General features: G+C 54.7%; 16 protein-coding genes. 10 read left to right on the top strand and 6 right to left on the bottom strand.

Translation table 11 applies throughout. The features are described from left to right. Positions 1 to 243: 243 nt before the first annotated feature. Positions 244 to 1,032: an IucA/IucC family C-terminal-domain containing protein gene (locus CHH75_RS24115; RefSeq protein WP_095268080.1), complete on the top strand. Its 789-nt coding sequence runs from the start codon at positions 244 to 246 to the stop codon at positions 1,030 to 1,032. A gap of 118 nt (positions 1,033 to 1,150) precedes the next feature. Continuing rightward, entirely contained in the window at positions 1,151 to 2,098 is a 948-nt protein-coding gene (locus CHH75_RS24110; protein WP_095399365.1) for a hypothetical protein, read from the top strand. An 84-nt stretch (positions 2,099 to 2,182) separates the two neighbouring features. On the opposite strand, the gene CHH75_RS24105 is transcribed toward CHH75_RS24110, so the two are convergent. Further along, positions 2,183 to 4,261, bottom strand: a complete 2,079-nt coding sequence (locus tag CHH75_RS24105; RefSeq protein ID WP_095268082.1) for a transglycosylase domain-containing protein — start codon at positions 4,259 to 4,261, stop codon at positions 2,183 to 2,185. A gap of 166 nt (positions 4,262 to 4,427) precedes the next feature. Next, the gene (locus tag CHH75_RS24100) at positions 4,428 to 5,210 is read right to left on the bottom strand and encodes a helix-turn-helix transcriptional regulator (protein WP_095399364.1); all 783 of its coding nucleotides are present in this window, start codon (positions 5,208 to 5,210) and stop codon (positions 4,428 to 4,430) included. Positions 5,211 to 5,317: 107 nt separating this feature from the next. Between CHH75_RS24100 and pyk the strand changes: the two genes are divergently transcribed. Together pyk and speE are read left to right on the top strand one after the other, a co-directional pair. After that, entirely contained in the window at positions 5,318 to 6,733 is a 1,416-nt protein-coding gene (pyk, locus tag CHH75_RS24095; protein ID WP_095399363.1) for a pyruvate kinase, read from the top strand. A 174-nt stretch (positions 6,734 to 6,907) separates the two neighbouring features. Beyond that, positions 6,908 to 7,735 carry a polyamine aminopropyltransferase gene (speE, locus tag CHH75_RS24090; RefSeq protein ID WP_095268085.1) on the top strand — a complete coding sequence of 276 codons (828 nt, stop codon included), beginning with the start codon at positions 6,908 to 6,910 and terminating at the stop codon, positions 7,733 to 7,735. 112 nt (positions 7,736 to 7,847) lie between these two features. Here the strand turns inward: speE and CHH75_RS24085 are convergent, their stop codons facing one another. Both CHH75_RS24085 and CHH75_RS24080 read right to left on the bottom strand, forming a co-directional pair. Next, positions 7,848 to 9,887 (bottom strand): hypothetical protein, encoded by a 2,040-nt coding sequence (locus CHH75_RS24085; RefSeq protein WP_095399362.1) that lies wholly within the window; start codon positions 9,885 to 9,887, stop codon positions 7,848 to 7,850. Positions 9,888 to 10,045: 158 nt separating this feature from the next. Then, a complete protein-coding gene (locus CHH75_RS24080) occupies positions 10,046 to 10,570 on the bottom strand; it encodes a phosphatase PAP2 family protein (protein ID WP_095268087.1) in 525 nt (174 codons plus the stop codon). A 436-nt stretch (positions 10,571 to 11,006) separates the two neighbouring features. Between CHH75_RS24080 and CHH75_RS24075 the strand changes: the two genes are divergently transcribed. Further along, positions 11,007 to 11,897 (top strand): class I SAM-dependent methyltransferase, encoded by an 891-nt coding sequence (locus CHH75_RS24075; RefSeq protein WP_095399361.1) that lies wholly within the window; start codon positions 11,007 to 11,009, stop codon positions 11,895 to 11,897. A gap of 49 nt (positions 11,898 to 11,946) precedes the next feature. On the opposite strand, the gene CHH75_RS24070 is transcribed toward CHH75_RS24075, so the two are convergent. Beyond that, complete coding sequence (locus CHH75_RS24070; RefSeq protein WP_095399360.1) at positions 11,947 to 14,025, bottom strand: serine hydrolase domain-containing protein; 2,079 nt, start codon at positions 14,023 to 14,025, stop codon at positions 11,947 to 11,949. 209 nt (positions 14,026 to 14,234) lie between these two features. Between CHH75_RS24070 and CHH75_RS24065 the strand changes: the two genes are divergently transcribed. The 5 genes from CHH75_RS24065 (at position 14,235) to argS (ending at position 19,166) form a co-directional block, all read left to right on the top strand. Further along, complete coding sequence (locus CHH75_RS24065) at positions 14,235 to 15,092, top strand: carbon-nitrogen hydrolase family protein (protein WP_095399359.1); 858 nt, start codon at positions 14,235 to 14,237, stop codon at positions 15,090 to 15,092. Positions 15,093 to 15,171: 79 nt separating this feature from the next. Continuing rightward, positions 15,172 to 15,843, top strand: a complete 672-nt coding sequence (locus CHH75_RS24060) for a GNAT family N-acetyltransferase (protein WP_095268147.1) — start codon at positions 15,172 to 15,174, stop codon at positions 15,841 to 15,843. Between the two features lie 26 nt (positions 15,844 to 15,869). Beyond that, positions 15,870 to 16,541 carry a GNAT family protein gene (locus CHH75_RS24055; RefSeq protein WP_095399366.1) on the top strand — a complete coding sequence of 224 codons (672 nt, stop codon included), beginning with the start codon at positions 15,870 to 15,872 and terminating at the stop codon, positions 16,539 to 16,541. A gap of 523 nt (positions 16,542 to 17,064) precedes the next feature. Then, complete coding sequence (locus CHH75_RS24050) at positions 17,065 to 17,490, top strand: YwiB family protein (protein ID WP_095268148.1); 426 nt, start codon at positions 17,065 to 17,067, stop codon at positions 17,488 to 17,490. After that, entirely contained in the window at positions 17,487 to 19,166 is a 1,680-nt protein-coding gene (gene argS / locus CHH75_RS24045; protein WP_095399358.1) for an arginine--tRNA ligase, read from the top strand. Before CHH75_RS24050 ends, argS begins: the two co-directional genes overlap by 4 nt. 186 nt (positions 19,167 to 19,352) lie before the next feature. Here the strand turns inward: argS and CHH75_RS24040 are convergent, their stop codons facing one another. Further along, positions 19,353 to 20,507: a S8 family peptidase gene (locus tag CHH75_RS24040; RefSeq protein WP_095399357.1), complete on the bottom strand. Its 1,155-nt coding sequence runs from the start codon at positions 20,505 to 20,507 to the stop codon at positions 19,353 to 19,355. Positions 20,508 to 20,721 lie beyond the last annotated feature (214 nt).

The following is a 20,721-nucleotide window of genomic DNA, read 5'->3' as shown; positions in this document are numbered from 1 at the left end:
ACAACCGGCGGATGTTATCATCCGGCCGGTTGTTTTTATTGGAGCAATGTGAGGGCTGCCATCACATAAGAAAGACGACCGTCAGGGGATGGTGGAGAAGCAGCGTCTGTCTGCTTGTCCGGGGAAGAAAAGACTTGAAATCCATTGCCTGCTAAACTACAATTTAAATGATAATGAGTCTCAATATCATTTATGTATTGAATCGATAGATGAGCGAGATGAAGAGAGCGGGGAGATGCTTGTATGGAACTGAACGAACAGGCTGCCCGGCTGGAGCCGGATGAGCTTGAGGTACTCGCTGCGGAATACCGGCTGAGGCAAGTGCCTTCAACAGACCGGACGTTTTCGATTCCTTTTGCGGATCTGGTAGATCAGGACAAGGTCGCGGCATACCTGGCCGGCGTGAAGGGGATCTTCGGCACCTCGTCAGAGACAGCAGCGGCCTCGCTGTTCGCCAAGCGTTATGCTTATCTGACCGTCGCCGCAGCGCTCTATGCGATGTCTCGCCTGAACAAGGGGCTGGATTATACGTTGGAGAACGGATGGATCGAATCTGTCTATGACAAGCAGCTGTGGCTTCCTGAGGGCCGGTTGATGGACTGGCGGGTAATTGAACCTGCGCCGGGGCAGCGGAGCGGCTGGCGTGAGCGGGTGCTCGGCCAGTTGTTCGCCGGGAATGTCTCCCTCGTTTGGCGAGCGCTCGCCAAGACAGCCCGCATCTCCAAATCGGTGCTATGGGAGAACACGGCTACGATTGTCTATGCGCTGTATGAGAAGAACTATCCGGAAGGGGCAACCCCCGAGCAATTGGAGCGCATCCGGGACGATTATCGCTACCTTCTGCAGGAGGCGCCGGGCCACCTGTTCGGTGAGAAACGCAACCCGTTCCAGCAGTTCAACACGCCCAAGAGGGTCACAGCGGTGTCCGATGACCTGATTCGTGTTCGAACAACCTGCTGTTTGAAATATGTTGTATCCGATAAACCCGATTCCTATTGCCGCACATGCCCCAAGCGGCATCATGGACGCTGAAGCCCAGCAAGAAAATCCTTCCTTTTGTCCAGAAGTCCACTTATACTAATAGCTAAGTTGAATCCACCTGATAAGAGCGAACAGTTTAATGGATAAACGTGGCTAAGGGGGAACGGTTATGACTTGTCCAATATGCCGATATGTTACGGCTGACGGGAAGTATTGCGAGCAGTGCGGGGCGGAGCTGAGGGGCAGCCATGCGCCGCAGCGGCAGGAAGCAGAGGCTGCATATGCCGAGCAGGCAGCGGGGATCGAGAAGTCGAAATCAGACCCGGATCGTGTCTATTACACATACAACTCGAAGGAGTCGAAGCAGAGCGTGCCGCAAGCGGACGGGAAGCCTGTCCAGGCGGAGTCCGGGGACGCAACGATGTCGTGGCCTCTTTCCCGCCGGGAAGCGTCCCAGAAGTTTGAAGCGATGGACGAGCGGGATGATGAGCCCAATCCTTTTTTTGAATTAATCAAGATCCATGCCCGGGATTACTTTACATACTTCGGCAGTTCCCTGAGACGGCCTGTCGCCACAGCGCGGCTGACCGGAAAGGACCAGCTGCTCAACGCACTGCTGTCCCTGGTGCTGTACGTGCTGGCTGTGCAGCTGTTGATCTATTGCATCTTTATTCTCAATGTCGGCTATGTTCCTGATGGCGCATTTGTGAATATGGTGCTTAAGCCAATGCTTTCACTCACGCTGTTTATGCTGCTGCTCGGCGTGTACACTTATGCAGCGGTGAAAGTCTCGTCAGACTCGCCGGCGGGGCTGGGGGATATCCTGTCCCGGTTCGGTACATTGCTGACCCCGTTCATCGTGCTGTGCCTGATCGGTTTTGCGTTTCTGGGACTGGATCGCACCGTCTCAGCGCTGGTGCTGGTGTTTGTCCTCATCGGCTCGATTATGATTGTCCCTACCTTGGTGCTGACCAGCTCGGGCAAGGCACGTACCGGCAGTCTGGACTTTCTGTACGTCGTTCTGCTGGTCTACGTCGCTGCACTGCTGACGCTTATGGTCATCGGCCGCCCGATCCTCGGATCATTGGCGGGAACGAGCTTCTTCATCGCTGGATAGAGAGATGGAACAAGGAAAGCCCTGCACTGGCCGTCGGCCAGGCAGGGCTTCTTCTATGCGTACTCGCGGCCGAGCGGAAGAGGGCTACTCCACCCACCAGCGTTTGAAGTCAGACCACCAGGAACGCTCCTCCTGCTTTTCCGCCTCCTGAGCCGGGTTCTCTTCATTCGAATCCTGCTCCTCCTGCTCATCTCCGCCAGAATGCTCACTGCAGTATTCAGTCGGCTCGGTGCCTTCCACGAATACCTCCAATGTTTTGGCAGGGCAGTCGGGGCCAGCCAGAAGGCCAGTCTTAGGGTCAACGTAGACGCTGACTACTCCGTCCGGGATGGGGAAAATTTTCGGCGGGACGTTCTCCAGCGCCTTCTCCGTATATTGGGCAAAAATCGGCGCTGCCCGCCGCCCGTCCACCGTGCTGATCGTCTTGCCCTTGTCATAGCCGACCCATACCGCCGTCGACAGCTCCGGCGTATACCCGACCATCCACGCATCCGTATTGGTCGTTCCGGTCTTCCCGGCCACCGGGCGTTTCATCATCGAGGATACGCGGTTGCCGGTGCCGCCCGTTTCGAACACTCCCTCCATCATTCGGGTGAGCACGTAAGCGGCCGCAGGCTCGACGATCTGCTGCCCGCTCTCCTCCGGCGCCGAATACAGGCTGCGGCCTGCGGCGTCCGTAATCTTCAGCACCGCTACCGGCTCGATTCGCTTGCCATGATTGGCGATAACCGCATAAGCGGAGGCCATCTCCAGCGGGCTGATTGGCGACGTCCCCAGCGCGAGGGAAGGGACGGTCTCCAGCTTGCTGGTAATGCCCAGCTTGCGGGCCATATCCGCCACCTTGTCCGCGCCAAGCTGCATGATTGTGTTGACGGCATAAATGTTGTCCGATGCCGCTATCGCCTGCCGCATCGCAATTTCGCCCAAATATTTATCGCCGAAATTACTCGGCTGGTACGTCTTGCGGTTGTTGTCATAATGAAACAGCGTCGGCTGGCTGTTAAACATCGTTGTGCTGGTCATCTCGCCGGAGGCAATGGCGGTCAAATACATGATCGGTTTAAAGGATGAACCCGGCTGGCGCGTCGTCGCAAGGGCGTGGTTGTACTGGTTCTGGCGGTAATCCTTTCCGCCGACCATCGCTTTGATGTGACCGTTTCGCGGGTCGATCGACACCAGTGCGGTTTCCAGCTCGCCCGAGTTCTCCATCTCCTTGGCGACGGCTTCCTCCGCCGCCTGCTGCGCCTGCGGGTCGAGCGTCGTGTAGATGTTCAGCCCGCCTTCCTCCAGCTGCTTCTCCGTAATCTTCAGCTCCCGGGTAACCAGCTGGCGCACATAATCGCGAAAATACGAAGCGATAACCTTGTTCTCCTGACGGTTCTGCGGCAGCAGGGCCAGCTTGCTGGCGGCGGCTTTATCCGCCTCGGCCTGCGTAATGTACCCGGTCTGGGCCATCGCATTCAGCACGATGCGCTGCCGCTTGGCGGCATTCTCCGGCTGATTGTACGGTGAATAATAGGTCGGCCCTTTCGGGATGCCCGCCAGCATCGCGCTTTCCGCCAGTGACAGGTCTTTGGCCGACTTGCCGAAGTACATCAGCGAGGCCGATTCGATGCCATAAGCGCCATGCCCGTAATAAATCTCGTTCAGATACATCTCCAGAATCTGGTCCTTGCTGTATTTCATCTCAAGCTGGGCCGTGTATTTGGCCTCCTTGAGCTTGCGTGTCCATGTCTTCTCATGGGACAGATACAGGTTGCGCGCCAGCTGCTGGGTAAGTGTGCTCGCACCCTGCTTCGTGTCCATATGCTCCAGGTTGACCAGCAGCGCCCGGGCCATCCCCTTCAGGTCAAAGCCGGGATGATCGTAGAATTTACGGTCCTCCACCGCCAGCGTAGCCTTAATCAGATTTGGTGAAATGTCGGCCAGCTTGACCTGCTCTGACGACTTGCCCGTCGAAGAGAAAGTGGCGATTAATTCCCCCTGACTGTCCAGGAGGCGGGAATAACGCGAGGTCTCGGCCACAGGCAGAGGCGTGATGAATAGATAGGCGAGCAGCATGCCGCCTGCCATGATAGATAATCCAAGGAGGCCGAACAGAAATGCGGCAATCCGGACAAAAGGACGTTTGCGTCTCGTTGAACGGTCATGATATCCCGCCATAGGTGGTGCTCCTTCCAGTTCCTTTTTTTCATGGAGGGATTGGCAACAGATTTCGGTTACCTTATGTTGAAGCTCCCTTTCTATTCATTATGGGGCTGGGCAAACGAGGATATTCGTGGAATTGAAAATCATTGCGGTTTCTGAAAAAAAGACGCACCATCGCGCCTTATACGATCCGCGAACGTTCATGCAGAAAGTCGGACGGGGAAGCGCCGGTGATTTTCTTGAAAATGCGGTGGAAATACGAGACATCCCGATATCCGAGATACTCGGACACCTCCTGCACGGTCAGTCGCGATTCGGTCAGCATGTACATCGCTGTCTTGATGCGGCGGCTGTGCACATACTCGCTGATCGTCTGGTTGGTGACGCTACGAAACAGCGTGGCTGCATAATTCGGTGTTCGCTGGATGACCTCGCCGAGGTCCTCTTTGGTGATTCTCTCCCGGTAATGCTCCTGAATGTACTGCTTCATTCGCGCTACATGTCGGTGCCTGTCATCCGGAATGACACCCCGGTCCCACTCCTGGTTAATATAGATTAAGGTCTCGGTTAGGAGCGCGTTCGCCATATGCCTGTAATACGCCGGTTGGTCCTCCCATTGCAGCGAAATGCTCCGCAGCCGTTCTCTGACCAGCTCATAGCTGCCCAGCTTCCGTTTGATGAAATCGGGGTGGCTTAGCATAGGCAGTCCGTCCTCCATACATGAATTGTGGAAACGAATCACATACTTGCTATGGAACAGGGTGGGGATGCTTTTCCCATAATAATCGAGCTGTGGCGGGATGAGCAGCACATCGCCCTGATCGATGATCAGCTTGCGCTCTTGCACCCAAAACACACATTTGCCATAAGTGACAAGGCACAGGGTATGACTGTCCGGACAGGAGGAGCTCTCCTCGTACCAATCGACTCCCTGGTGGAACTGTACATCTAGAACGGTGATCATGCGATCCCTCCCTCGTGATCGTACTATAGTGTATTCACTATACTATATTTCATAGTCTCGCAGGAATAACAGCGCTACAATTGAAGAAAAAACGGAGGAGATTTATGATGCAAAAAACGAAAATTATTTGTACCATCGGGCCGGCCAGCGATTCGGTTCCGGTGTTAAAGGAAATGATTCAAGCAGGGATGACCGTGGCTCGCCTCAATATGGCGCACGGGGAGCTGGACGAGCATGTCCAGCGGATGAAGAATGTCCGTCAGGCAGCGTCTGAGCTCGGCACGTTTGTACCCATTATGATGGACATCAAGGGGCCGGAGGTGCGAATCGGCAAGCTGAAGGAGGACTTCTGCGAGCTGAAGACCGGCGAAGAGCTGGTGCTAACCACCGAAGAGATACTGGGGGACAGCGAGCGTATTGGCGTGAATTATCCGGACTTGACCCGCGATGTCAAGGCGGGGGACCGGATTCTGATTGATGACGGTCTGATTGATCTGACGGTACTTGCCGTAGAAGGGACGGAGATTCGCTGCCGCATTGTGAGCGGAGGGAAGCTCAAGCCGCGCAAGGGCGTGAACCTGCCGGGCATCCACACCTCTCTGCCAGGGGTGACCGAGCGCGATGTGAAGCATATTGAATTTGGCATCGAGAATCAGGTGGAGATGATTGCCGCCTCTTTCGTCCGCAAAGGCGACGATATTATGGAGATCCGCCGCATACTGGAGAGCCATCAAGCAGGACATGTGCAGATCATCTCCAAGATCGAGAACGAGGAAGGTATGGAGAACTTGGACGAGATTATCGAAGCCTCCGACGGCATCATGGTTGCCCGCGGTGATCTCGGGGTAGAGGTGCCGATCGAGACGGTGCCGATGCTGCAGAAGGAAATGATCGACAAGTGCAACCAGGCTGGCAAGCCGGTCGTCGTCGCTACCCATATGCTGGAGTCGATGCAGGTGAACCCTCGGCCGACCCGGGCGGAGGTCAGTGACGTGTTCAATGCGGTCGTGCAGGGCGCGGACGTGGTCATGCTGTCCGGGGAATCGGCTGCAGGGAAATATCCGATTCAGTCCGTGCAGACGATGGCATCCATCGCCAAGCAGGCGGAATCGATTATCGATTACAGAGAGCAGTTCAACAAGAAGAGGGCAGGGCAGGCAGCCGACATTACAGAAGTGATCAGTCAGAGCGCGGTCAGCGCGTCGCTGGAGCTTGGGGCTAATGCGATTATTCTGGCAACCGAGAGCGGGTTTACGGCGCGGATGATCTCCAAGTATCGTCCGGAGGCTCCAATCATTGCCGTCACCCATCACCGTGAGGTGCTGCCAAAGATTTGTCTGCTGTCCGGCGTGATTCCGGTTCTTGGCAGCAAAATGACAACGACGGACGAGATGTTCGAGACCGCGACACGCAACGCGGTGGAGACTGGATATATCCATCCGGGGGACACGGTTGTATTGTCTGCGGGCATCCCGATCGGACAGCCTGGCAACACGAATCTGATCAAGGTGCAGAAGGTATAACAAACACATTATTTCCGCTCTCGCAAACACCGCTAAAGCTGTGTTATTATACAATTTGTTTGGTACAATAGAGAAAGTGTGAAACTGATAAGAAAGGCGTCTGCCCTATAATAAAGTTTTGCGGCTTGGATCTGGACGGCTGAACATTATTTTAGCGGAAAGAAGGTAGAGACGATGGAATTATGGTTTACAGAGAAGCAAACACCGACTTTCGGGATTACGGCGAAAATACGGGAAACGTTTGTGCATGAGAAGACGGAATTTCAACAGCTGGATATGATTGATACCGAGGAATTTGGACGCATGCTCGTTCTGGACGGTATGGTCATGACTACGATCAAGGATGAATTCGTCTATCATGAGATGGTCGCTCACCCCGCGCTGAACACGCATCCAAGCCCGAAGAAGGTGCTGGTCGTTGGCGGCGGAGACGGCGGTGTCATTCGGGAAGTAATCAAGCACCCGGGTGTAGAGAAGGCAGTTCTCGTTGAGATCGACGGCAAAGTCATCGAATATTCGAAGCAATACCTGCCTGAAATTGCCGGCAAGCTCGATGATCCGAAGGTAGAGGTGCTGGTGAACGACGGCTACATGCACATTCTTGAACACAAGAACGAATATGATGTGATCATGGTGGATTCCACCGAGCCTGTTGGGCCGGCGGCACCGCTGTTTGAGCGCGGCTTCTACCAGGGCATCTATGAAGCGCTGAAGGAAGACGGCATTTTCGTTGCACAGACCGACAACCCTTGGTTCAAAGCTGATCTGATCCAGAAGGTCAGCAAGGACGTGAAGGAGATCTTCCCGATCGTTCGTGTGTACGGCGCGAACATCCCTACGTACCCAAGCGGGCTGTGGACATTTACGATGGGCAGCAAAACGTATGATCCACTTGAGGTGGACGAGTCCTCCATTCCGGAGATGGATACGAAATATTACTCGCCTCGCCTGCATAAAGCGGCGTTTGTGCTTCCTAAATTCGTGGAAGACCTCGTGAAGTAATCCCTAGTCACGGAGTGCCACGCCTTATGTGGCGCGAACGCGGACAGGCCCTGCCAACCGGCAGGGCCTGTTTTTGTTGATATTTGCACCAATTCCATCTAATGCGTTTACATTAGCTCCCCGCTTTGCTGAGGATAAGGTCGCGGTTATCCCACAACAGCTTGCGCAGGTTCGATTTGGACCCTTCGATCATAAAATGAGGGATGCCGTTCGATTTGGCGATCTCCACACCGGACCATATCGCTTCATGGGAAGTGGCGGTGTACAGCTTGAACAAGGCATGGCATTTTCGCAGCTCCGCAAACATCCGCTCGGGATGTTCCCCGTTCTCATGCACGAATTCAGCCCCGGTCTCCCTGACCACCGATTCGAACCATTTGGCTTGTCCGCCGATAACGGCTACTTTGCACCCTTCCAGAAATGGGTCGACCGCCTTGCTCGCTTTCTTTCTTTTGTCCGGGGTGCTCCGTTTTCTTAAAGCTGCTTCTTCGCGCCCGTTCTTAAGCTCCGCTTGGTTGCTGAACAATTTCGATAGCCTGGCATACTCCCCGTCTGCCGCAACATTGAATACACAGGGGTCCCCGTCGAACGGCCGCTGGATCTCAATGTCCCTCTCATGCAGCGGAAACCGGTTGTCCGGATTATGAATATCGACACAATAATACGTGTGCCGCTCCCCGAGCTCTACATACCCCAAATACTGCTCCATCGGTGCGAACGCATCGTCTCCCTGGAACAGGATGGTGATATGTTGATAAGTCGAGCCGTCCGGCCTGCGCTGTAGCTCGCACTCCACTTCCGCTTCATGCTCCAGGCCGATCGCGTTGACGACGGACTCCGTTACCCGGAAGAATCCGCCATCCTCAAGCTGAACATATCCGCCATGATCCTTGCGATAGAAAGTGCCGGATCGTTTCGGCTTCTCGTCGGCGGAGGGAGACGGAGACTCCTCGTGAATAGGAGCGAGGGGCTCCAGATCGAGGCTGATGGCTGCCTCATCCGTGAATTTGTCCTCCACAGCAGGGCGGCTGCTGTGATTCGTGGGGTTGGGCTTGTCCGGCTGTGCTTCCGGTGCTTCCGGAGGATCGAACAGCGTTTCGATCCGACCTGCCAGATCGAGCATGTAAGCCATGTCCTGGCGTTTTTCGGCCTGCTCCTGCCGCGGCCATACGCGCTGCCGCAGCATGTTCATCAGGGACAGGGCCTCATCATAGAGATGCGCAACCAATTGGTCCGCACTGGCTGAGGGGCTTCTGGCCAAGTCGATCTGTTGCTTCAGTGCCGCTTTCTCTCTCACGAAGGCGGCCGCCGTTCGAATCTCGCGCTCCTCCAGGTCCTGAATGGCAGCCTGCAGCTTATTCACTTCCGCATTCAGCTGGCCCTGTTCATATTCAAGCTGAGCGATTCGCTTGCGCTCATGCTCGATCCGTTGCAGCAGTTCCAGCCGCTGCTGCTCCAGCTCCTGATTGGCACGCTGCAGCTGATCTTGAGCATCCGCCATCCGTTGCAGCTTGGCTTCCGTCAATCTTGCAGTTTTGTTCAGTCCGTCGATGACCTGCTCGGCCTTGATGCGGCGTTCACGCTCCTGCGCGAGCAATTGCCGCTCTTTGGCATCGGCTGCACGCTGCCGCTCCTGCTGGTCCGGCTCCGAGGGAGTGCGGGAGGCCGCGGTCACTGCTGGCGGCGGCAGTGTCTGCTCCAGTTCCGAGAGCCGCTCGGCGATTCGGTCGGAAGGCTTCGGGTAAAGACGCAGCGCCCACAAGTAATGCCAGGCGCCGTACTGCTCCCTTTTATCATGTTCCATGGCGAGAAATTCCTCATCCGATTTGTGCAGGTCATCTTCATAGATTGGGATAATGTGCAGCATGATACTTTGGAGTATGTGCAGCTTCTCATTGGGCTTATGGAGTCTCATGCGAACGAGCTGGAGGAATCCATCAACGGGAAAAGGCCGGTTCACGGGGGCTTTCAACTTGATGTTGAGCAGGGATTGAAATCGGCGCTTCTGCGCTTCGGTCATTTCATGAACGAGATTTGTAAAATCCTTCATCGAGAATGGGGCAGCCCAAAGTTTGGCGATGCTATTTTTGAAATTTTTCAGCTCCGAGGCACTAAGGCCTCCGGACGCTTCCTGAAGCCACTCTTCCTTCATGAATTCCCTCCTTTGGCTACGAAAAACACCTCATCTATAGACATATGTCTATACCGAGGTGCTCCCCTGTATCGTTATATGGATTATACAATTGCCTTAGGATACTCACAAGTAGTAAATGGCTTCATTTTAAGAAGGACAGACGACCTATTTATGGATTAGCCGAGAACGATCAGCATGCCTGTAGTCAAGCCGACGACACATCCGGCAAGGCAGTCGGAGGGGTAGTGAAAGCCCAGATAAATTCGCGAGAGGCTGACCGTGCTGGCGATCAGAATGAGCAGCATCGACAACCACATCGATATGAACAGGAAGGGCGTAATAATGGAAAAGATCGCGGTAGAGTGTCCCGACGGGAACGAAGGGTCCTTGAGCGGGTTCTTTCCCACATGCACTTCTTCCAGGGCCAGATATGGCCTGATCCGCTGCAATCTTCTTTTTAGAATCGCCGTAATCAGGAAACTGATGGACAGCGCTGCAAAGCTCTGCCACCCCATGAAGGACCATGGCTCGGACGTCAGCACCGCGACGGACAGCGTGATTACAATCGTAAATACCGCTCCGCCGAGATGGGTAAAGCCTCTGAACAGCAGATCTGCTGCCCTGTTTCGGAGTTTACGGTTGAACCAGCGGAAGACGCGACGATCATACTGCTGAAGCCAATGCAAGGAACGGGTCATCATGGTGGTCATCACCTCAATCTTTCGGATTACTCATATTTAACACATATTGCGGCTGCAAACACAGCTTTTGATATGGTTCTGGTTTTAATCACCTGTCCAGTATACATGAGAATTGTTAAACGAGGGTCTGAAATTTGAAAAAAAAGCGTTCAAGTTTCCGGGATATGTAAGGTCATCCAGATTCGGGTGATACCCGGACCGACAGTCCCGTTCTAACGCGGCGTGACAAGTGTTTCGTCCGTACGGCGGCGCTTCATTGTCTATGGGCGGACGCTCTGCAGGCCGCCTTGTTATTGTGCTGAAATGCAGAGGAATCCATGCATGAGGTGAGGGGACGGTTCAACTTTGGCCGAGTGCTGAATATATATTATGGACAACGTGAACCGAGGAACCGAACTGTCCTCAATACGGAAAGGGGAAAGGGGAGCAAAGCCCAATGGAGTGCCCACTGTGCCGTTCATCCGAACATGTCACGCTATATTACGCATATAGCCGGTTCGACCTGTTTGAATGCGACGATTGCAAGCTGCTGTTTCAGCGTCAAGCCGAAACGACGGATGTAGCCCGAATCATAGAGGAAGTTTACGACGATCGCTGGGTTGCCATGCGCGATAAGTACGCGCATCTAACGTTCCAAGACCATGCGCTGTTCAACACGCTGCAGCTGGAAATGTTCAGGCCGGGAAAGGGAAGGCTGCTGGAGATTGGCTCAGGAACAGGGGAATTCTTGTTTACCGCCCAGAGTGCGGGCTGGGACGTTACCGGAGTGGAGGCGTCCGCATCGTCATGTAAATACGCCAAGCAGAAGTACGATCTGGAATTGCACAATGCTCTGTGGAGCCCGGAGCTTGCCGAGGAGTGGGAGCCGTTCGACGCGGTTGTATTCTGGCATGTGCTGGAGCATATGGCCAGGCCGGTCGAGTTTTTGCGCGGAGTGGCCGGGAAGCTGCAGGACAACGGGCTGCTGCTGTTCAGTGTGCCGAATCTTCAATCGTTCACCAATGCGATCTACGGCAAACAATCTCCGCTGCTGACCGAGAAGGATCACCTTTACCATTACTCCGCTCGCAGCCTGATGAAGCTGCTGGCACAGACTCCGTTTCAGCCTGTGAGCCTGTTCACCCGCCAAGTGCCGAATCACCTGGAGCAGCTGCTCGGCTCCTCTACGGCAGAGACGGCATACTCTATGGCGGACAAAATGGCGATTCTGACTCAATTGCAAGGTAAAGCCATGGGCCATGAAATTTGCTGCATAGCCCGGAAAAGGCCGGATAGCGCGCCACCGACCAGCGAAGCTGCAACCAAAACAGAGGGAGAACCCTTATAAGGGTTCTCCCTCTGTTTGTTTGAAAGCACCAGGGCAGGCTCTAAGTTGTTTAATCCAGGGAGATCTGGAAGACCGATCCCGGATCCCCTGCAAATACGACCGTTCCGTTCTCGGGCAGCGTCACCGAAGCCTCGCCGCTGATAACGGTGAAGTTCAAGCACACCCCGTTCTCATCGTACACGGCAAAACCTCCGTTCTCCGGCAGCTCCACCGTCATCGTCCGGGCAGCGGCCTGCTCGGGCACGGTAAACCATCTTGCATGTCCTTCGGGATGGATCGTCAGTCTGGACTTCTTGCCATGGTAGAGCGGCTTGATATCATCCTCGCTCATATACAAGGAGCCAGCTGCCTCTGCGTACTCCACTCCTTGCTGGGTGAAGAAGCTGATATCGGATGTATCCCGACTGCCCGTTCCGGGAACTTGATGCTGGCTAACGGCCAGATCAGGTCCGACAATTTTGCGGTCGGCGATATAGGCCGGCATATCGCCGACCCGGCTGATCGTAAGCACCGGCTTCATGATCATGTACGCAATCGAGGTGTACTTCTCGTTTAAGAGATAGTAGCTTTTCCCTTCGCGCTTCTTCCAGGCTGCTTCAGACCTGCCAGGGAGTGTTTCCTTCTCTACCTTCTCGGCCTGATACTGATTGAGTGCTATCTGCCCCAGTTCCGGCAGGGTGGCATATTGTTTTACCCACATATAAGTGCGGTCATTGCTCTCGGTCACAAAACGGACCTTCGTGCTGCCTTCCTCGCTCACAAAGTCCCCGTCGCCTGTGTAAACAAACGTCTGCGCAGGCTCTTCCGGACTCATCGGTACGGTGAGGAACAGCTTTCCGTCACGGATATCGGCATGCATCTGTACGTTGGTCGCCACGTAATAACCGGCGTATTCCTTCATCTCTTCCGGCATGTCAGCTGCAACCGGCACGCCAAAGGACTTGGCCGGCTTGAACTCGTCAATAACGCCCTTCTCCTTCAACGCCTGCAGCAGCAGTTCGCTTGCCAGCAGCTGATTAAAGGAGCTGGAGCCGCCGGATGAAAGGACGCTGGCTGCCATGTTGTGCTCTGGAAGCACAACCAGCGAAGCGTGATATAGAATGGTGTCTCCGCCTTTAGTAAGCGCCTTGATTCCGTAGTCGTTGAACGGGTACAATCGAACGCTGTCCCATCCGAGCCCGAAATCAATCGAGTTGTCCGCATCTTCCGGCCAGATGCCGTTCTTGTATTCTTCCTGCTCCATCGCCTGGATGGCCTGCGGAGATAGAATGCCCTCGGTCTCACCTGTAAAAATAGTCGCGAACCGGGCGAGATCCTCGGCAGTTGAGTAAATGCCGCCGGTTCCAATCACGTTGACCGTTTCATTCGGAAGCTGTCCTTGATAAGTCGGGTAGTAGAGTCCCGCCAATTGGTCAGGGTCCAGTGCATCCTGAGATGTCTTGGTGTTGTTCATGTTGAGCGGGCCGGTAAAATGCTGATGAATAAATGCGGTATAATCCGTTCCGCTTACCCGTTCCACCAAAATCTCAGCAAGTGTAAAGCTGTCGTTGGAGTACACGGAGAACGCACCTGGGTCGGCTTTCAGAGTCTGATTCGCCAGATGCTGAAGCAGTGACTCTTTAGCATAAGGGTCTGAATCCGCGAACAGGAACGCGTTGATCAGCGTCGAACCGTGCAGGCCGGACGAATGATTCAGCAGCATGCGCGGCGTGATGAGCTTATAGCGTTCGTCTTTCATTTTAAAATCCGGTATGTACTCCACCAGCGGAGTATCCAGGTCGATCCTTCCTTGATCTGCCAATTTCAAAACTGCAGCGGTTGTAAATACTTTGCTTGTTGAACCTATGCCATACATCGTTTCATTGGTGAGCGGGATTTCCCCGGCCATATCGTTCATGCCGGACTGCCCTGACAACAAGATCTCACCCTGATCGATAAGTGCGTACTGCACGCTGATCGTCCCGTACGCCTGTGTCAGCAGGGACGCCTTCTCGGCGGCAATCGTCTCCAGGTTCTGTCCCGATTTCGCTTCATTAGACGGGTCAGTACCGGATGCCATGGCCGCTGTCGGCAGGAGCAGCATGACCGCAAGGATCACGATCAGTATCCGTGATAAACTTTTCTTCAATGAAAGACCTCCTTATAATGGGTGTATACATGTAGTACGTCCCGCAGGCTGGATCGGTTCAAAGAATTCCATAATTTCTCTCACTAATTTCTCTGGACAGACTGTGGACATGCCTGCAGAAGTAGAGGACACGGGACATCCTTGGACATAGGCTCACCCTTTAAAATCTTATATAATGGATTCAGAATGGAATCCCAAGGAGGAGAAGCATGAAATTTCGCGTTTCCGCTGTGCAGTATCATCTGCATACCATACAATCATTTGACGATTTCGCTAGACAATCCGAGCATTATATCCGGGCCGCCGAGGAATTCGAGGCCGATTTCGTGCTCTTTCCGGAGTTTTTCACGACGCAGCTGATGTCGATCGGAGATGCGCAGGGCCATGCTTTGACGATCAATGATCTGCCTGATTTTACAGATCAGTACCGTGAGCTGTTCCAGGGCTTCGCCAAGCGTTACGGCATGCACATTATCGGAGGGACGCATGTCATTCGCCGGGAAGGCAAGCTGTACAATGTGGCGCATCTGTTCTACCCGGACGGACGCATCGCCGAGCAGGCCAAGATTCATATTACGCCTTCAGAGATTACCGGCTGGAATATGGGCGCTGGTGAAGGGCTGGAGGTTTTTGAAACGGAAAAAGGAACAATCGCCATGCTCACCTGCTACGACATTGAGTTTCCGGAGATTGTCCGGATGGCGAAGGCCAAAGGCGCAGACGTCATCTTCTGCCCGTCCTGCACGGATGATCGGCACGGTTTCCACCGCGTCCGCTATACGAGCCATGCCCGGGCAATCGAGAACCAGGTGTATGTGGTGTTGACCGGCACGGTCGGCGCGCTGCCAACGGTGGATCTGATGCGGGCCAATTTCGGTCAGGCAGCGATCATTACCCCGAACGACATTCCGTTTCCGCCGAAAGGGCTGCTTGCCGAAGGAGAACTGAACAACGATATGATCATTACGGCCGACCTGGACCTCGATCTGCTCTATCAGGTGCGCGAGAAGGGCTCCGTAACGACGTGGCGTGACCGGCGCACCGACCTGTACCCGGATTGGAAGTAGGGCACGGACGGCATGGTACAGCAGAAGCCAACCTTCTATATAAACAACGAAATGAATAAGCGAAGAAAGGATGCGTGATATGACCCAGTATAATCAGCAGCTTTACGTATTTGAGGACGCCCGGCCAGTTCCGGCGGTCATTCGAAGTTATACAGAAGCTGATTTCGACGAACTGATCGTGATCCAATCCGAGACCTTTCCGCCTCCGTATCCGCCGGAGCAGTGGTGGAACAAGGAGCAGCTTCACGAGCATGTGAGCCGCTTCCCGGAGGGGGCGCTGTGCATTGAGGTGGATGGGGTGCTCGCAGGATCGGTGACCTCGTTGATCGTCGATTTTGATCCCGCGAAGCCGGCGCATTCCTGGGCGGACACAACCGATCATGGCTATATTCGGACACACAAGCCGGATGGCAACACGCTGTATGTAGCGGATATTTGCGTTCGCCCGCGCTTTCGCAAGCTCGGTCTGGGCAAGTGGCTGCTTCAGTCGCTGTATCATGTCACTGTTGAGAAGAAGCTGGACCGCCTGCTCGGCGGCGGGCGAATGCCAGGCTATCACCGATATGCCGGGCAGATGTCGGCGGAAGCGTATCTGGATGCGGTCGTTCGGGGCGAGATCAAGGACCCGGTGATCACGTTTCTGCTGCGCTGCGGACGTACGCCGCTTGGCGTAGCCGAGAATTATCTGGAGGACGAGGAATCCTGCAATTACGGGGCGCTGATGGAATGGAGAAACCCTTTTAAATCATGAAGCTGTTTAAGGAGGCCGTTACGAACATGGAATATATCCGTATTACAAGCATTGAAGACCCGCTATTTCGCAAAATGCACAACCTGATGCAGGAGGTGTTTCCGCCGGAGGAAGTGCTGGAGTTCAGTCTGTGGAAGGAGCCGCTGGAGGACCCGGGCATCCGTGTCTTTGTCGCTGTTCATGAGGGTGAGGTTGTCGGCACAACCGAGTACCGCTATTACGAGGATTGGAACGTGGCGATGACGGACTTTACAATCGTCGGCCGTGAAGGGCTGGGTATCGGCCGTTTTCTGGCCCAGCAGCGGCTCAAGGATCTGAACCGTCTGGCCGCGGAGAACGGCAAGGAGCTGTTTGGCATGTTCGCCGAAATCTATGATCCATATCGTGTTCAGGACTATGAGTTCGGCGGCGTGAAGCCGATGGATCCGTTCGTTCGCCGGGAGGTGCTGTCCCATCTCGGGTATAAGCGTACGGACATCGATTATGTCCATCCATCCTGGAACAATGACGGTGAAGCCGTTACCGGCCTGGATCTGTGCTTCATGCCAAGCGATGATGAGCTGCAGGAGCTGCCGGCAGAGCTGATCGTCCATTTCCTGAAGCGTTATTATGCTGTCCTGCCGGAGAAGCCGCAGGCCTGGACAGAGATGGTAGCGAAGCTGGAGCAGCGTGATAAGGTAGCTCTGCTGCCGCTGTAAGCAATAGGGGCAAGGGAGGGGATCGGGCCCGCGCCTTCGAGCGGTGCAGCTCCCTTTGTATACACAGGTTCGTGCACCCTCCTAGAGCTTGTTCCCATGCGGGTATTCGTGATGTATAGCGGATGCCCGCTTCCTTATATATACATACAGAGCCACGGCCTGGTATTTGCAGCTTCGTCACACCATCGCTTGAGCATGTATAGCCCTTGATCCGGACAGGCATAAGATGCCGGTTTCGTGGCGATTCTACATAAGAATAGAAGATTTCCTTGCACCTGGTTACCGGATTGGTAGATTATGCTGCATGTAAACATCGGTTTAGCCTTGCTGAGAGCCGCTGATTCCCGAATATTTGATAATGTTAGCCTGCTTGCAAGTTTCAATGGTTTATGAAATCATGAAAATATACTATGATAGAATACGTTACTTTAATCAGCCGCCGGAAAGGCCATAAGCGTATTGCTGGATTACGGCAATGCGGCATGAACAGGATGGGCTGAGCCAAAGATAGAGGAGCGGTACGATGTCAGTTCGAAAACAAGCGGCCATCCGGCTTCAAAGCCTCCATGAGGGCGAGAAGACGGTGCATGAGCTGGAGGCAGAGGTGTTCGCCAGGGGCAAAGCCCTGTACGTGCGCTACATCGAGCCGAAGCTTGGCCCTCATCAGGGAGAGACCCGGACGATGCTGAAGCTGAGCGAGGACGAGGTGAAGATCATCCGCCACGGCGAGGTGGAGTCAGAACAGTCCTTTATGCTGGGGCAGCGCTTGCCGGGGTTTTACCGTTCTCCGTTTACATCATTTCAATTATCTACCCATACCCAGCGAATGGAGCTGGTCGTTGACGGCATGTCCGGACGTGCGGCATGGGAGTATGACTTATATGTGTTCGAAGATTATTCAGGACATTTTTCCATTAGTTTGAGCATTCAGGAGGATCAAGAATCATGACATTGAATCCATTAGATCACATTAACAGCCTGGTGGCCGAAGCGGTGGGCGACGCTGCGGTAGCGGCAGGGCTCGTATCCCGGGAGGAGCTGCCTCAAGTTCTGCTTGAAGTGCCCAAGGATAAGGCGCACGGAGACCTCGCCACGAACCTGGCGATGCAACTGACGCGCATTGCGAAGAAGAACCCTCGGCAGATCGCCGAGGCGATTGTGGAGCATCTCGACAAGGAGAAGGCGTCGATCGAGAAGGCGGACATCGCCGGACCGGGCTTTATCAACTTTACGCTGGACAAGAGCTATCTGTACCCGGTTGTCGAGCTCGTGCAGCAGCAGGGGGCAGACTATGGCCGTGTCGATCTCGGCAAAGGCCAGCGAGTTCAGGTCGAGTTTGTCAGCGCGAATCCGACCGGAAGCCTGCATCTGGGGCATGCTCGGGGCGCCGCGGTAGGGGATGCACTGTGCAATTTGCTCGATTATGCCGGCTATGAAGTGACGCGCGAATATTACATTAATGATGCGGGTAACCAGGTGATGAACTTGTGCAAGTCCATCGAAGCCCGGTACTTGCAGGAGCTGGGGCAGGATGCTGAAATGCCGGAGGACGGCTATCACGGCGAGGATATTATCGGCTTTGCCAAGGAACTGGTCGCTGAGAAGGGCGACGCCCTTCTGTCGATGGACCCGGCGGAGCGGACCGCATTCCTGCGCGAATATGGCCTCGGGAAAGAGCTGGACAAGATCAAGCGCGATTTGAATCGTTTCCGGGTGCATTTTGACGAATGGTTCAGTGAGACGTCCCTGTATGAGGATGGTCTGGTTGAGAAAGCATTGAACGAACTGAAGAACAAAGGGGAAGCCTACGAGCAGGACGGAGCTACCTGGCTGCGGACGACCGACTATGGCGATGACAAGGACCGGGTGCTAGTGAAGAACGACGGCACCTATACCTACCTGACGCCTGATATTGCTTATCATCGCAACAAGTACGAAAGAGGCTTCGACCGCATGATCAACATCTGGGGCGCCGATCACCATGGCTACATTCCGCGGATGAAGGCGGCTATGGAAGCGCTCGGTTTTGACCCTGGCAAGCTGACGGTGCTGATCGCCCAGATGGTCAGCCTGTTCCAGAACGGGGAAAAGGTGAAGATGTCCAAGCGGACAGGCAAAGCGGTTACGATGGAGGATCTGATGGATGAAGTGGGTGTGGATGCGATCCGCTATTTCTTCACGATGCGCAGTATGGATTCTCATCTGGACTTCGATATGGATCTGGCGGTTTCGACATCGAACGAGAACCCGGTCTTCTATGTTCAATATGCCCATGCCCGGATTTGCAGCGTGTTCCGTCAAGCCGAGGAGCAGGGCGTTGAGGTTCAGCCGCTGTCCGAGGTGAATCTGCATGTGCTGCAATCGGAGCATGAATACGACATTTTACGCAAAATGGGCGAGCTTCCGCAAGAAGTGTCGGTGGCTGCGGACAACTATGCTCCGCATCGTCTGATCCGTTATGTGTACGAGCTGTCCTCGCTGTTCCACAGCTATTACAAAGCGCAGCGTGTCATTACGGAAGATGCGGCGCAAACCCAGGCGCGTCTCGCGCTTTTGAGCGCTGTTCGCACCGTCATTGCCAACGTGCTGCGCCTTGTTGGCGTATCCGCTCCGGAGCGGATGTAGATTTTTGTCGAATAAGAACGCGGGTAGCAGCCGTCTTTCCCTGGAGGAAAGGCGGCTGTTTGTCGTTGGATGCAAGATGGCGTTGCCGCTTCGTCGTTTCATCATTTCATCGTTCCATCATCGTTTCGTTGTCATGTTCTGAGCACGTTCCACTTGCTGCGGGTTCATTCTGATCCGGGTGCAGAACTACCCTTGCAGCTTCATTCCTTCACGCAGAAATTTCAGGGCGTTCACTTCACCGTCGGAATGGCTGTAGCCTTTGCGCAGCCTGAGCGGCGTGGAGGTTCGGCGCAGGAGCGACTTGATCGCCGTTGTCCGAAGTCCGGGCCTTTGCGCGAGCAGCAATGCGATCGTTCCGCTGATATGGGAGGTGGCCATGGAGGTGCCGCTCATTTCATGGTATCTTCCCTGAAGCCAGGCGGAGACGATTTTGTCCCCAGGCGCATAAATGTCAACAAATTGCCCGCGGTTGCTGAAGGAGGGGATTTTGCGGTTGCGGTCCGTCGCCCCTACGGATATCGTTTGCGGATAACGAGCCGGATAGTCGGCAGTGCGGCGCTTCCCGTCGTTGCCGGACGAGGCGACGATGATGACCCCGGATTGATTGGCCTTGCCGACCACTTCGAGAAGGGCCCGGCTTCGGCTCTGCATGCCGAAGCTCATATTGATAATGTCGACCTGATTGCGGATGCACCAGTCGATGGCAAGCACAATGTCGGACACAAACGCGGACCCGTTATGATCGAAGGCTTTGACGGGGTACACAATCGATCTCGGTGCGACGCCGATCATGCCTCGCGTGCTGTTGGCGGCGGCAATTGTGCCGGATATATGGGTTCCGTGCCCGTTATCGTCATAAGGCGGAATGGCGCGGTTGACCAGGTTGATCCCCCGGCCAAGCGAATGCTTCAGATCCGGGTGGGCAAAGTCAACGCCGGTATCAATGACGCCAATCTTGATGCGGTGGCCGGTAGAAACGGACCATGCTTGCGGTGCTTTGATGTGCTTGACTCCCCAAGGAATGCCGGTCAGCGTGGCGATGCTGCCCTGAACCGCATGGATGTGAATGCGGCTGTCCTCTTCCACGGTTAGCTCCTCCCGGAATTCTTTTTCGATGACAGCAGTTCGGGAAGCGGGCGCAATGATCGTTTGGGTGAGAGGGGAGCAGGTGACAGAGGGATGCAGGGGACCGTGATCGGCGAGATGTTTCCATTGGCTGATGCATTCCCTGTACAGACTAGGGTCATGAAACGTGAGAATCCGCCGATGCTCTCCTTGAACGTTTCGCGCGAGAAGTTTCGTCTCCGTAAGCAGTGATTGCATGATCCGGGTGTAGTCCATGCGTGGCAATCTCCCTTCTCAATGAACCGTTGCTTAGGTATTGTATGAACCGACAACCCGGCCCGAATGGGACAACGCCCGATTTCCGGCAAATAGGCCCTGTCTTTCGTGTCAAAGATGCATCACGTACATAAAATAGAACTGTGAGGGCCTGAAAGGTTCTTTCATCTTCCCGTGAGGAGTCGATCCTAGGGGCGGATACAGTCAGAAGAGG

The organism is Paenibacillus sp. 7541 (assembly GCF_002276395.1).
Lineage (GTDB): Bacteria > Bacillota > Bacilli > Paenibacillales > Paenibacillaceae > Paenibacillus_AQ > Paenibacillus_AQ campinasensis.
This window is presented reverse-complemented; position numbering and strand designations above follow the sequence as displayed.

Excerpts from the sequence above, each read along its gene's own strand:
- CHH75_RS24050 (WP_095268148.1), top strand. The coding sequence starts at position 17,065 with ATGTCAGTTCGAAAACAAGCGGCCATCCGGCTTCAAAGCCTCCATGAG.
- CHH75_RS24065 (WP_095399359.1), top strand. The coding sequence starts at position 14,235 with ATGAAATTTCGCGTTTCCGCTGTGCAGTATCATCTGCATACCATACAA.
- CHH75_RS24110 (WP_095399365.1), top strand. The coding sequence starts at position 1,151 with ATGACTTGTCCAATATGCCGATATGTTACGGCTGACGGGAAGTATTGC.
- CHH75_RS24105 (WP_095268082.1), bottom strand. The coding sequence starts at position 4,261 with ATGGCGGGATATCATGACCGTTCAACGAGACGCAAACGTCCTTTTGTC.
- CHH75_RS24115 (WP_095268080.1), top strand. The coding sequence starts at position 244 with ATGGAACTGAACGAACAGGCTGCCCGGCTGGAGCCGGATGAGCTTGAG.
- CHH75_RS24060 (WP_095268147.1), top strand. The coding sequence starts at position 15,172 with ATGACCCAGTATAATCAGCAGCTTTACGTATTTGAGGACGCCCGGCCA.
- CHH75_RS24055 (WP_095399366.1), top strand. The coding sequence starts at position 15,870 with ATGGAATATATCCGTATTACAAGCATTGAAGACCCGCTATTTCGCAAA.
- CHH75_RS24085 (WP_095399362.1), bottom strand. The coding sequence starts at position 9,887 with ATGAAGGAAGAGTGGCTTCAGGAAGCGTCCGGAGGCCTTAGTGCCTCG.
- CHH75_RS24075 (WP_095399361.1), top strand. The coding sequence starts at position 11,007 with ATGGAGTGCCCACTGTGCCGTTCATCCGAACATGTCACGCTATATTAC.
- CHH75_RS24040 (WP_095399357.1), bottom strand. The coding sequence starts at position 20,507 with ATGGACTACACCCGGATCATGCAATCACTGCTTACGGAGACGAAACTT.
- argS (WP_095399358.1), top strand. The coding sequence starts at position 17,487 with ATGACATTGAATCCATTAGATCACATTAACAGCCTGGTGGCCGAAGCG.
- speE (WP_095268085.1), top strand. The coding sequence starts at position 6,908 with ATGGAATTATGGTTTACAGAGAAGCAAACACCGACTTTCGGGATTACG.
- CHH75_RS24080 (WP_095268087.1), bottom strand. The coding sequence starts at position 10,570 with ATGATGACCCGTTCCTTGCATTGGCTTCAGCAGTATGATCGTCGCGTC.
- CHH75_RS24100 (WP_095399364.1), bottom strand. The coding sequence starts at position 5,210 with ATGATCACCGTTCTAGATGTACAGTTCCACCAGGGAGTCGATTGGTAC.
- pyk (WP_095399363.1), top strand. The coding sequence starts at position 5,318 with ATGCAAAAAACGAAAATTATTTGTACCATCGGGCCGGCCAGCGATTCG.